Genomic DNA, 12,807 nt, shown 5'->3' with positions numbered 1-12,807 from the left:
TGCTGCCCGATGCCGTGGTTCTTTGACCTGAACGGTTACCTTCCGACCCTGCTTCCTTTGGCTTGGCTGACTGCTGCGCTCATTCCATGCCTTCCGCGGCTGCATCGCCAGCACTGGCTCCTCACCCAGGGATTCGCTTCCGCTGCCGTCATATTAGCTTTTGCGATATTGGCCACAACACTCCACTCAGCAACGCCCACCCGCCATTTTCCGCTGCTCAGTGCCGACGCATTGAGCGCGGTGATGGTCCTGATGACGTCCCTTGTGGGCTGGTCCATCCTGCGCTTCTCCAGAAACTACATTGATGGCGAGCCCGGGAGACTGCGTTTTACGCTTTGGTTCTCACTCACGCTGACGAGCGTCACTGTTCTGGTCCTTGCCAGTCACCTTACCGTGCTTGCACTTGCCTGGCTGGCCACCAGCCTCAGCCTTCACCGGCTGCTGGTGTTTTACCCGGACCGGGCCAAGGCACTGCTTGCCGCCCACAAGAAGTTCCTGGTCAGCCGGCTGGCGGATATCCTGCTGGTCACCGGTTTCATCCTGATCGCCCAGGCGCTGGGCAGCGCCGACATCGCCACCATCACCGAGCGGCTCCAGGCGGGTACGGCCGCCGGCACCCCTGGCCTCGAAATCGCGGCCGTGCTGATCGTCCTGGCGGCGGCCCTGAAGTCCGCGCAGCTGCCCTTCCATGGCTGGCTCATCCAGGTGATGGAAGCACCCACGCCGGTGTCCGCACTCCTCCACGCCGGGGTCGTCAACATGGGCGGCTACCTTCTGATCCGGCTGTCACCGGTACTCGAGGCCACGCAGTTCGCCGTCTGGCTGCTCCTCGCCATCGCCCTGACCACGGTGGTCATCGCCTCGCTGGTGATGATGACCCGCATCAGCATCAAGGTCATGCTCGCCTGGTCCACCACGGCGCAGATGGGCTTCATGCTGCTCGAATGCGCCCTGGGGCTGTATCACCTTGCCCTGGTGCACCTCGTCGCCCACTCGTTCTACAAGGCGCACACCTTCCTGAGCTCGGGGCAGGCCCCGATGCAGTCGCTGATCCGGCGTGGCAGCGATGAGTCGAGCCGGCCTAGCGCCAATAACTGGCTCCTGGCGCTCGCGGCAGGGCTCGGCCTGTTCGTGGTTGCCCACCTGCTGGTCGGCAAGCCCTTCACGGCGGCAACGCTGCTGACGGGCGTGGTGCTGGTAACCGCGGTTGCCTCGCTGCTCGCGGAATACGGCGCCGCACTGGGTGGCGCGGGCTGGCGCAAGGCTCTGGCGACCTCGGTGGCCATCACCGGTGCCTACCTGCTGGCGGAGCAGCTGTTTACTGGGCTGGCGCCGTACGCGGCGATGCCGCCCACGCCTGTGGCCTTCGTTCTGACCGCCGTCGTCCTTGCGCTGCTGCTGGTCGCGCGGGCGCACATCATGCACCGCCCCCAGGCGCGGGTGTGGCAACGCGCACGCCCACTGCTGTTCAACGGCCTCTACCTGGATGAAGCGTTCACGCGGATCACGTTCACACTCTGGCCTCCGAAGCCACGTGCCCGCAGTGAACAACCGGAACCCGCCCCCATCTACCCGGATGAAGGAGTCTCATCATGACCCTAAGTCAAGCCTGTCTCGACCAGTACGCGACGTCTCCGGACATTGGGGAGGTGAGTGGCCTCATTAACCGGGTCAGCGGATTCATCACCCCTTCCTGGCCGCTCGACCAGTTCATAACGGTCAACCCGTTCTGGCACATGACGGACCGGCCCATCGAGGCCATCGCCGCCATGCTCGCCACACGCCAGGGCACGTCACTGCTGATGCCGCGCTCCTACTACCGCCGGCTCTGGGAAAGTGACCACATCCGGGAGCACCACCTGGAAGCGGCAGTAGCTGAATACGGCAGCGGCTTTGACACCCGGACCCTTCTTCAGGCCGTGCGGAAGGATCAGAAGCCTTTCCCCATGCACTCATTCTCCATGATCCTGGATCGCTATGGCCCGAGCAGTGAGAACGAGTTCTGGCATGAAATGATCGTGCACCAGATCAGCCAATTCTGTGGCGCCTGGTTCGACCAGGGACAGGCGCAGTGGCCCATCGGTGATCGCGGCGGGCTGTACAAGGAATGGCTGGCCCAAGTCGTGCACGAACGTGGCATTGCCATTGTCTCGGGGCAACCCAGGCTGCACCGGGCCTTTGCGTCATTGCCCACGCAACCGGAGGCACTCATCGCCCTGGCGCTGGCCGAGCAGGCCATTCCGCGCGCCTCGGCCGAAGCCTACCTCCACCACCTGCTGCTCACCATCCATGGCTGGGCCAGCCATTGCGCTTGGCACAGCTGGCAGCGCGACCTTGGCCTGGAGGGCAGCGAGGACTGCCTGCGGGACCTGCTCGCCATCCGGCTTGCCTGGGAGCTGGTGCTCTACCGTCTCCACGAGAGCCTGACGCTTGAGCAGGAATGGCTCGAAGAGAAGGACCGCTGGCCCATGCTCGACGACCACAACTGGGCAGCGCAACGGCCGGACTGGATTTGGCAACGGGCCAGCGAACTCGCCTACCAGGGGCCGCTGGCGCGCTTCCTCCCTGCATGGGGCTGCCACCACCAGGAGGTTGCGACCACGTCCCTGGAGCGCGTCGAGGCAGTGTTCTGCATCGATGTGCGCTCGGAAGTGCTTCGCCGTCACCTGGAAGCAGTTTCAAAGTCCATCCGCACCCACGGGTTTGCGGGTTTCTTTGGCGTTCCCGCTACGCGCGGTATTCCCGGTCTGGCCCATGAACAGGGCCACCTGCCCGGACTGCTCTCCCCCCAGGTGCGCATGCACCACCCTGACGCGTCCGGGGAAGCGGCCGCCGGAAACCGGCTGCAACTGACGAAGTCCGCGCGCTGGCATTCCTTCAGCCTGGCACCGCCCGCCATCTTCGGCTACGTGGAATCGTTGGGATGGCTGTACGGGCTCAAGCTGTTCGCCGGCCGCCCCGGCATCAGCCATCCCCCGGCTGCCCTGAACAGCTTCCACGGCCACGGCGAGCCATTCAGCAGGCCGGACCTTCACTCGCTTGAAACGGGTAAGCCGCTCGACGTCGAGGCCAAGGCGCAGGTCGCGCTGAACGCGCTCAGCGGCATGGGCATGACCCGGACCGACGCGGGGATCGTGCTACTGGTCGGTCACAAGAGCCCGACCACCAACAATCCGCACGCGACCTCGCTGCACTGCGGTGCCTGCTGCGGCCAGAGCGGCTCGTCCAACGCCCGGGCACTGGCCGGCCTGCTCAACGCTCCGAACGTGCGCGACCAGCTTGAGGCGCTGGGCTGCAATATCGCCGCCCGCACCCTCTTCCTGCCGGCGGTCCACGATACGGTCACGGATGAGGTCAGCCTGCTTGATACCGGCCATATCCCCGCGTCGCATCAAGAGGTGGTTACGCGTCTCGAGGCCAGGCTGGCGGAAGCCTCGGAGCGCACCCGTGACGAGCGCGCCGAACGCTTCGGTCTCTCGCGCCACCGGGGCGGACGGCTCCTGAATGCGCTGGGGCGCCGCCGCACGGACTGGTCGCAGGTGCGTCCCGAGTGGGGGCTGGCGGGTAACGCCAGCCTGATCGTGGCCCCGCGCGAGCGCTCCGGCCACCTGAAGCTCTCCGGCCGGACCTTCCTGCATGACTACCACTGGCAGCAGGACGCCGACGCGAAGGTGCTGGAGCTAATCATGACCGCCCCGATGGTAGTCAGCCACTGGATCAACTTCCAGTACTACGCCTCGACCGTGGACAACCGGCACTACGGGGCGGGCAACAAGGTGCTCCACAACGTCGTGGGCGGCCACATCGGCGTCTTCGAGGGCAACGGCGGTGACCTGCGCACCGGGCTGCCCCTGCAGTCGCTCCATGACGGCTCAGCCTGGGTCCACCAGCCACTGCGGCTCTCGGTTTTCATTGAGGCGCCCGCCGAGGCAATCGACCAAGTGATCGACAGGAACCCATCCGTGGGCAACCTACTTGCCAATGGATGGCTCCACCTGTTCCGAATCGATGACGAAGCCCAGGTCATTGAACGGCGCACTCGGCAGGCCGATTGGCATACGTTCCCCAGGGGTGAGCATTAATAGTTCGGCTTATTCGAATCGAAATAACTTATTTTTCGATTTTTTCGAAGGCGATAACTCATTAAGGTCTGCATTCCAATCACGCAGGCCCATGACGAATCAGGATCCGACAGGAGCAAACCTTTGACCGATGCCGAGACAACCAACCACCTACGGAAGCTGGAGGCGGAAGCGATTCATGTCATCCGGGAAGTAGTTGCCTGCTTTGAGAACCCTTGTATCTTCTTCTCCTCTGGCAAGGACTCCACTGTCCTGCTGCACCTGGCGCGCAAGGCCTTCTGGCCCGCGCCGGTGCCCCTTCCACTTCTGCATATCGATACAACCTGGGAGTTCGCGGCAATGCGTGCGTTCCGGGACCAGATGGTCGACAGGCACAATCTGAATGCGCACGCCCACATCAATAAGGACGCGCTTGAACAGGGCATCCACCCGATCGAGTCCGGTTCCGTTGCTTACAACGACCATATGAAAACCCAGGCACTCAAGCAGGCGCTTGACCATCACCGCTTCGACGCGGCGATCGGTGGCGCGCGTCGCGAGGAGGAGCCCTCCCGGGCCAAGGAGCGCATCTTTTCCTTCCGCGATGGCAACCACCAGTGGGACCCGAGGGGCCAGCGTCCGGAACCCTGGAACATGTGCAACGCCAGGCTCGGGCCCGGAGAGTCAGTTCGCGCTTTCCCGCTCTCCGACTGGACCGAGCTTGATATCTGGGTCTACATCATGACCGAGGCAATGCCCATCGTGCCGCTCTACTTCGCGGACGAACGCCTGAGCTGGATCGATGATGAAAGCGGCCAGGTCCTTATGATGGATGACGACCGGATGCTTCCCTACCTCACGGAAACCGAAAGGGGCAGCCTCAAGCCACGAAGCATCCGTTTCCGCACACTCGGCTGTTATCCGCAGACCGGCGCGGTGGAAAGCACCGCCACCACGGTTGCCGAAATCGTCCAGGAAATGCTCGCGGCAAAGACCACCGAGCGCGAGGGGCGCCTGCTCGACCGGGACCAGACCGGCTCCATGGAGAAAAAGAAGCGCGAAGGCTACTTCTAATCGGAGTCCGACTAATGGAGACTATGACATGATGATCAAAAAGGTGCTCATCGCCAACCGAGGCGAGATAGCCGTTCGCATTGCCCGCTCCTGCCAGGAGCTGGGGATCACGGCTGTTGCCATCTATTCGGACGCGGACCGGTATTCACTGCATGTCAAAAAGGCCGATGAGGCCCATTGCATCAGCCAGGACCCCCTCTCGGGGTATCTCAACCCCCACCAGGTCGTGAACATGGCCGTGGAGACCGGGTGCGATGCCCTGCACCCCGGCTACGGTTTCCTGTCGGAGAACGAAACGCTCGCCGCCGTCTGTCGGGACCGCGGCATCCAGTTCATCGGTCCGGCCTCGGAAGTCATCCATTCCATGGGCGACAAGACCGAGGCCCGGAACACCGCCATCCGTGCCGGCGTTCCGGTTACACCGGGCTCCGAGGGCAACCTGGAGGAGGTGGAAGACGCCGTGGCACAGGCCAGGCGCATCGGTTACCCGGTCATGCTCAAGGCCACCTCCGGCGGGGGTGGTCGTGGCATCCGGCGCTGTGACAATGACAGCGAGATGCGCCAGAACTACGAAAGGGTCATTTCCGAGGCCACCAAGGCCTTCGGCAGTGCCGAGGTCTTCCTGGAGAAGTGCATTGTCAACCCGCGCCATATCGAGGTTCAGGTCTTGGTTGATCGCCAGGGAAACGCCATTCACCTGTACGAACGTGACTGTTCCGTTCAGCGGCGCAACCAGAAGCTGATCGAGCTGGCACCATCGCCACAGCTGACCGAGCAGCAGCGCGAGTACCTTGGCGATCTGGCCGTACGGGTGGCGAAGGGCTGTGGCTACGAGAACGCCGGTACCGTGGAATTCCTGCTGGACGACAGTGGTGAGTTCTACTTCATGGAGATGAACACCCGGGTCCAGGTGGAGCACACCATCACCGAGCAAATCACCGGCGTGGACATCGTCAAGACGCAGATTCGCATTGCCGCGGGCGAGCCCCTCGCGTACAGCCAGTCCGACATCAGCTACCGGGGCTTCGCCGCCCAGTTCCGGATCAACGCCGAGGACCCGCAGAACGGCTTCCTGCCGAGCTTCGGACGCATCAGCCGTTATTACTCGGCCGGCGGCCCGGGCGTGCGCACGGACGCGGCCATGTACACGGGGTATGAGATTCCACCCCATTACGACTCTATGTGCGCCAAGCTCATTGTCTGGGCCCTGAGCTGGGAGGAACTGCTGGAACGTAGCCGGCGCGCCCTGAGTGACATGGGCATCTACGGGGTGACCACGACCATCCCCTACTACCAGCAGATCCTTCAGAACCCGGAATTCCGGGCCGGCGGTTTCAATACCAGCTTCGTCGAGAACCACCCGGAACTGCTTGAGTACAGCACCAAGTCCAGGCCCGAATCCGTCGCCACCGCCATCGCCGCGGCCATCGCCGCGCAGGCTGGCCTGTGAGCCCCGAATCAGGAGAACCATCATGAGCCAACGCAAGATCCACATCACCGACGTCATCCTGCGCGATGCCCACCAATCCCTGATCGCCACCCGCATGCGGACCGAGGACATGCTTCCGGCCTGCGAATGGCTGGACCAGGCCGGCTACTGGTCCCTGGAATGCTGGGGCGGCGCCACTTTTGACGCCTGCGTACGCTTCCTCAAGGAGGATCCCTGGGAACGACTGCGCCAGCTGAAAAAGGCCCTGCCCAATACCCGGCTGCAGATGCTGCTGCGCGGGCAGAACCTGCTGGGTTACCGGCATTACGCGGACGACGTGGTGGAAGCCTTTGTGCAGAAGGCGGCGGACAACGGCATCGACGTCTTCCGTATCTTTGATGCCCTCAACGACGTGCGCAACCTGGAGACCAGCATCCGTGCGGTGAAAAAGACCGGCAAGCATGCCCAGGGCACCCTCTGTTACACCGTCAGCCCGGTCCATGGCACCAAGGCGTTTCTGGAGCAGGCCCAGACCATGGTCGATCTGGGTGTCGACAGCATCGCCATCAAGGACATGGCCGGACTGCTCACCCCCGCCGCCACTTCCGAGCTGGTCAGTGGCCTGAAGCAGCGGTTCAACGTGCCGGTGTTCCTGCACTCCCACTACACCTCCGGCATGGCCAGCATGTGCCAGTGGGCCGCCGTGGAGGCCGGCGTGGACCACCTGGACACGGCCATTTCCTCCTTTGCCGGTGGCACCAGCCACCCGCCGACTGAGTCTGTGGTGGCCGCGCTCCATGATGCCGGCTATGAGACCGGACTGGACCTGGAGAGGCTGGACAGCATCGCGCGCCACTTCCGGGAGGTCCGCAAGAAATACCACCAGTTCGAGAGCGAGTACAACGACGTGGACACCACCGTTCTGATGTCCCAGGTCCCCGGCGGCATGATGTCCAACCTCGCCAACCAGCTGAAGGAGCAGGGGGCGCTGGACCGCATCCAGGATGTCTTCCGCGAGATCCCGAAGGTCCGGGAGGAGCTGGGCTATCCGCCGCTGGTCACACCGACCTCCCAGATTGTGGGGACCCAGGCGGTGATCAACGTCCTATCGGACAGCCGTTACGGCACCATCACCAACGAAGTGAAAAAGTACCTCCAGGGCTGGTACGGCAAGGCGCCGGGCGACGTGGACCAGAATCTGCAGCAGCGTGCCGTGGGCAAGGAAGAGCCGGTCGAGGAACGCCCGGCCAACCTGCTGGCCAACGAGTTCCACAAGCTGAAAAGTGAGATCGCGGACATCGCCGAATCCGAGGAGGACGTGCTCACCTACGCCATGTTCCCGGATCAGGCACGGACCTTCCTGGAACAGCGCCGCGACGGCACTCTCCAGCCGGAAGTCCTGGAGCCGGCACCCTCGGAGAACGCCTCCGGCCACGTCCCCACCGAGTTCCGCATCCAGGTCCATGGCGAGACCTACGACATCCAGGTGACCGGGGTAAGCCCCGGTGGCGATGACCGGCGTCGGTTTTACATGACCGTCGATGGTGTCCCCGAAGAGATCGAACTGGAAGCCGTCGGTGAGTCCGCCCCGGGCGGTGGTCACAGGGCCCGAGCCACCAGGGAGGGCCACGTGACCACCAGCATGCCGGGCAACATCGTGGACGTCGTAGTCAGTGAGGGTGACAGCGTCGCTGCCGGCGACCCGGTGCTGATCATCGAGGCTATGAAGATGGAGACCGAAGTCAAAGCGCCGGTGGCCGGCTCAGTGACGGCTGTGCATATCAGCAAGGGCGACCGGGTGACCCCTGGTGAGGTGCTGATCGAGATCGAATAGTCTCGTCCGCACTCAGGGCCTCTGGTATGCTGCCGCCAAAGGTGGACAATACAGAGGCCCCAATGTCATCCCTGCCCATGATTCTCGAGCCGGATGCCCTGCAACAGCATCTCAGTGACAGCAACCTGCTGGTCGTGGACCTCTCCGGCCCGGAGCATTACGCCGAAGCCCATATACCGGGTGCCGTTCATGTGCATCCCGCGGAAACCCGTGGCGCCGCATCACCGGTTCCCGGCCTGCTGCCGGAAAAGGCGGAGCTGGAACGGCTGCTCGGCCGTCTCGGTCTGACGCCGGACCACCACGTTGTCGCCTACGACGACGAAGGCGGCGGCTGGGCCGGACGCTTCATCTGGCTGCTAGAGTCCGCAGGACACCGTAACTGGAGCCTGCTCAACGGAGGACGTATCGCCTGGGTGGCCGAGAGCTACCCAACCACGAGCAATGTTCCGGACGCACCCGAGCCCTCACAGCCAGTCATAAGCCTGGACCCCACTACGACGGCGGATCTGGGTGAAGTTCTTGCGGCGGTAAAAGCTGGTAACGCCGCCATCTGGGACGCCCGAGCCCCGTCGGAATACCGTGGTGAACGCCAGTCGGCCGCGCGCTCCGGCCACATCCCCGGCGCCGTCAACCTGGAATGGACGCAGCTCATGGACCCGCAGCGCAACTACCGCCTGCTGCCGGAAAATAAGCTCCGGACAACCCTGACGTCGCTCGGTATTGAGCCTTCAAAGCCGGTGATCACCCATTGCCAGAGCCATCACCGTTCCGGACTGACCTACGTCGTGGCGCGCGCGCTCGGCTTTGACGATGTGCGCGCCTACGCCGGCTCATGGGCGGAATGGGGCAACCATACGGAGACACCTGTCGAATGATTCACGCCCTGCTCAACAGCGGCTTCATCACCGCCCAGCACCTGACCCCCCAGCATGGCCTGTCACGCCTGGCGGGACAGGTGGCGGACTCTCGGAGCCCGGCGCTGAAACGGCGCCTGATCAATGGCTTTATCCGGCGCTACGGCGTGGACATGAGTGAAGCCGCGGAACCGGATCCAGAGGCCTACGCCAGCTTCAACGCGTTCTTTACACGCGCCCTGCGTGACGGCGCCCGCCCCATTGGCGGGGATGACCAGACACTGGTGTGCCCGGCGGACGGCACTCTCAGCCAGAGCGGCACCATCAACCGGGGCCGGCTGTTCCAGGCCAAGGGGCAGAGCTTTTCGGCGGCTGAACTGACGGCACAGCCCGAGTCCGAACTGGCCGCCTTTGAGCAGGGGCGATTTGCCACCATCTACCTGTCCCCGAAAGACTATCACCGCGTGCACATGCCGCTGGCCGGCACTCTTGAGCAGACCACCGCCATTCCAGGGCGGCTGTTCTCCGTGAACCCCGTAACCACCCGTAATGTGCCACGACTGTTTGCACGCAACGAGCGCCTGGTTGCATGGTTCCGGACAGAGTTCGGCCCCATGGCCGTGGTTATGGTAGGCGCCATGATTGTCGCGGGTATTGAAACGGCCTGGGGCGGCCGGGTACCTCCTGCAGGCCGGGCAGTAAAGCATGAGATGCACAATGGCCCTAACCTTGCGGGCGGCGCAGAAATGGGCCGCTTCTACCTTGGTAGCACCGTTATACTGATGTTGCCCCGGGGTGCTTTTGAGCCAGAGGAGAATCTGCAACCGGAACAGGCGCTACGGATGGGCGAGCCGCTGTTGCGCGCCACCCAAAACGGATAGTTCAGAGCCGCTCCCGGGAAAAAGCCATGACCTGATCCAGGGATTGCGCCCCGGTCTGATGCATGAGCAGCCGATCCACGCCCATGGCCATGCCACTGCACATGGGTAACCCTGTTTCCAGCGCCTCCAGCAGCCGGTCGTCCGGTTCGGGCATGACCTGCCCGGCAGCGCGTCGGCGCTGGTCATCCGCGTTGAACCGCTGGCGCTGCTCGGCAGCGTCCAACAACTCCTCGTAGGCGTTGCCAATCTCAACCCCGTCCAGATAGAGCTCGAAGCGACGGGCTGCCGGAACCCCACCAACCTCGACAACCGCGGCGAGTGCGCACTGATCCGGGGGATAATGCCGGACTATAACGGGTCCCTTGCCGGCTAGAGCCGGTTCCACACACCCGCTCATCAGCAGATCCAGAGCCTCACTGCGCTCCAGCTGTTCCTCCGGAATACCGGACAGCTTCGAGGCTTGTGCCGCCAGCACGCCAGCACTGTCCGTCCAGGGGTCGATGCCCGCATGCGCTTGCATCAGTTCGCGGTATTCGGCCACTTGAGGACGCCCCCCCGCCAGCACCTCCTCTACCAGATCGCCGACTTCCGCTGCCAGTGTCTCCAAGCTGAAGCCAACCCGATACCACTCAAGCAGCGTAAACTCGGGGTTGTGGCGTCGCCCCTGCTCACCTGCCCGGAACACCGGCCCAATCTGGTAGATGGAGCCGGATCCAGCGGCCAACAAGCGCTTCATGAAATACTCGGGGGAGGTCTGCAGCCAGCCCTCTAGACTATCCACGGTCAGGGGAAGGCTCTCAATGGCGGGTTCAGTGACGGTATGGCATCCCAGAACCGGTGTCTGGACTTCGAGCACACCACGCTCATCAAAAAACGCCCGCAGCGCCCGGAGAAGGTCAGCCCGGGCGCGCAGCGTTGCCGGAGTGGCACCCGGCTCCCAGGCCATCATTTACGAACGCGGGAGACGTACTCATTCTTTCGTGTATCCACCCGGATGACCTCACCGATCTCCATGAACAGTGGCACGTTCACCACCGCACCGGTCGATAGCGTGGCGGGCTTGGAGCCGCCCTGAGCGGTATCACCCTTTACACCTGGATCCGTATCAACCACCTCGAGATCCACAAAGGCCGGCGGTGTGACGTTCAACGGTGAACCGTTGTACAGTGTCACGCTGTAGACGTCCTGCTCCTTGAGCCACTTGGCGGCGTCGCCCACGGCGCGCTCATCCGCGGCGAACTGCTCGTAGGAGCCGTCAGTTTTCATGAAGTGCCAGAACTCACCGTCGCTGTAGACGTACTCCATGTCGAGCTCAAGAACGTCAGCCGCCTCCAGGCTTTCACCGGACTTGAAGGTACGCTCCCAGACCCGGTTGGTCATCAGGTTACGCAGCTTGACCCGGCTGAATGCCTGCCCTTTCCCGGGTTTGACGAACTCATTTTCAACTATCACGCAGGGGTCGCCGTCGAGCATGACCTTCAGCCCGCCGCGGAATTCGTTGGTAGAATAGGTCGCCATCGATGCCTCGTTCGAATTGCCAGTAAACTTGGGATGCCAATGATACAGTCCGGTCACGCCCGTGTCGAAACCACAACCATCGCCAGCGACCGCCCTCGATGGCAGAAGGAGCTGGGGCGCGCCATCACCACGCCTGAAGCGCTGTGCCAGCGCCTGTCTCTGCCGGAATCCATGATTGCAGGGATGGCTGCCGGCCACCGCCAGTTTCCGATCCGGGCGCCGGAACCCTGGCTGCAGCGCATTGAGCCCGGTAACCCGGATGACCCGCTTTTGCGCCAGATTCTTCCCTTCCCTGAGGAAGGCGAGGATCATACCGGCTACGTCAGTGACCCGCTTGAAGAGGTCAGTGGCGACGACGCCAGTGCCGCCTCAGGTCTCGTCCATAAATACGCCTCGCGCGCCCTTCTCATGGTAACCGGCGCCTGTGCCATCAACTGCCGCTACTGCTTCCGCCGTCATTTTCCCTATGACGAACACCAGCTGGGCGGCTCCGGATGGGACGAAGCGCTGGCGCGCATCCAGGCCGACCCGGCAATCAACGAGGTGATCTTCAGTGGCGGCGACCCCCTGGCCAGCCCGGACCGCCTGCTGGCCCGGCTCGCCGCGGCGGTGGCGGCCATCCCCACCGTCCAGCGCCTGCGCATTCATACGCGACTGCCGGTAGTCATCCCCCAACGCGTGAATGCCGACCTGCTGGAATGGCTCTCACAAACCCCGTTGCAGAAAGTCCTCGTTCTGCATATCAATCACCCAGCGGAAATCGACGACGACGTCCGTCGTGCGCTACGAGCCCTGGCTGATACCGGTGCTACGCTCCTTAATCAGGCTGTTCTGCTGCGCCGGATCAACGATAATGCAGAAACGCTTGAACGATTGAGCGAGCGGCTTTTCGAATGTGGCGTGCTACCTTATTACCTGCATGCGTTTGATCCGATTGCCGGTGCAGCTCATTACGATACCGGTGACGAAAAGGCCCGTGAGCTGGCAAGGCAACTCATTGAGCGCCTGCCCGGCTTTCTGGTGCCACGGCTTGTGAGGGAAATCCCCGGAGCGCCGGCCAAGCAGCCTCTGAACCTTTGAAACGCTTTGCAAAATCAACACCAAAGGCCTAGTACGCTTGCTATTCTCCTGCTCCTGAACTTGTATTGTAATCGCA

Annotated in this window: 10 protein-coding genes; 8 read left to right on the top strand and 2 right to left on the bottom strand. The window is 63.3% G+C overall.

Going from position 1 to position 12,807, the window contains the following annotated elements:
- The first annotated feature begins 9 nt into the window (after positions 1-9).
- The 7 genes from AAF659_RS00745 (at position 10) to asd (ending at position 10,133) form a co-directional block, all read left to right on the top strand.
- A complete protein-coding gene (locus AAF659_RS00745; protein WP_349749779.1) occupies positions 10-1,596 on the top strand; it encodes an NADH-quinone oxidoreductase subunit L in 1,587 nt (528 codons plus the stop codon).
- Positions 1,593-4,082: a YbcC family protein gene (locus AAF659_RS00740; RefSeq protein ID WP_349749778.1), complete on the top strand. Its 2,490-nt coding sequence runs from the start codon at positions 1,593-1,595 to the stop codon at positions 4,080-4,082. Before AAF659_RS00745 ends, AAF659_RS00740 begins: the two co-directional genes overlap by 4 nt.
- Before the next feature lie 78 nt (positions 4,083-4,160).
- Positions 4,161-5,135, top strand: coding sequence for a sulfate adenylyltransferase subunit CysD (gene cysD / locus AAF659_RS00735; protein ID WP_349750733.1), 975 nt, complete (start codon positions 4,161-4,163; stop codon positions 5,133-5,135).
- 31 nt (positions 5,136-5,166) lie between these two features.
- The gene (locus tag AAF659_RS00730) at positions 5,167-6,585 is read left to right on the top strand and encodes an acetyl-CoA carboxylase biotin carboxylase subunit (protein WP_349750731.1); all 1,419 of its coding nucleotides are present in this window, start codon (positions 5,167-5,169) and stop codon (positions 6,583-6,585) included.
- A gap of 22 nt (positions 6,586-6,607) precedes the next feature.
- On the top strand, positions 6,608-8,398 hold the full coding sequence (gene oadA / locus AAF659_RS00725; protein ID WP_349749777.1) for a sodium-extruding oxaloacetate decarboxylase subunit alpha: 1,791 nt from the start codon (positions 6,608-6,610) through the stop codon (positions 8,396-8,398).
- Between the two features lie 62 nt (positions 8,399-8,460).
- Positions 8,461-9,273 (top strand): sulfurtransferase, encoded by an 813-nt coding sequence (locus tag AAF659_RS00720; RefSeq protein ID WP_349749776.1) that lies wholly within the window; start codon positions 8,461-8,463, stop codon positions 9,271-9,273.
- Positions 9,270-10,133: an archaetidylserine decarboxylase gene (gene asd / locus AAF659_RS00715; RefSeq protein ID WP_349749775.1), complete on the top strand. Its 864-nt coding sequence runs from the start codon at positions 9,270-9,272 to the stop codon at positions 10,131-10,133. Before AAF659_RS00720 ends, asd begins: the two co-directional genes overlap by 4 nt.
- 1 nt (position 10,134) lies before the next feature.
- Here asd and epmA read toward each other — a convergent pair whose 3' ends face one another.
- Both epmA and efp read right to left on the bottom strand, forming a co-directional pair.
- Positions 10,135-11,082, bottom strand: a complete 948-nt coding sequence (gene epmA / locus AAF659_RS00710) for an EF-P lysine aminoacylase EpmA (protein ID WP_349749773.1) — start codon at positions 11,080-11,082, stop codon at positions 10,135-10,137.
- The gene (gene efp, locus AAF659_RS00705; RefSeq protein ID WP_349749772.1) at positions 11,079-11,651 is read right to left on the bottom strand and encodes an elongation factor P; all 573 of its coding nucleotides are present in this window, start codon (positions 11,649-11,651) and stop codon (positions 11,079-11,081) included. Before efp ends, epmA begins: the two co-directional genes overlap by 4 nt.
- A gap of 39 nt (positions 11,652-11,690) precedes the next feature.
- Between efp and epmB the strand changes: the two genes are divergently transcribed.
- Positions 11,691-12,731, top strand: a complete 1,041-nt coding sequence (gene epmB, locus AAF659_RS00700; protein ID WP_349749771.1) for an EF-P beta-lysylation protein EpmB — start codon at positions 11,691-11,693, stop codon at positions 12,729-12,731.
- Positions 12,732-12,807: the final 76 nt, after the last annotated feature.

The sequence above is a fragment of the Salicola sp. Rm-C-2C1-2 genome (assembly GCF_040196175.1).
Lineage (GTDB): Bacteria > Pseudomonadota > Gammaproteobacteria > Pseudomonadales > Oleiphilaceae > Halospina.
This window is presented reverse-complemented; position numbering and strand designations above follow the sequence as displayed.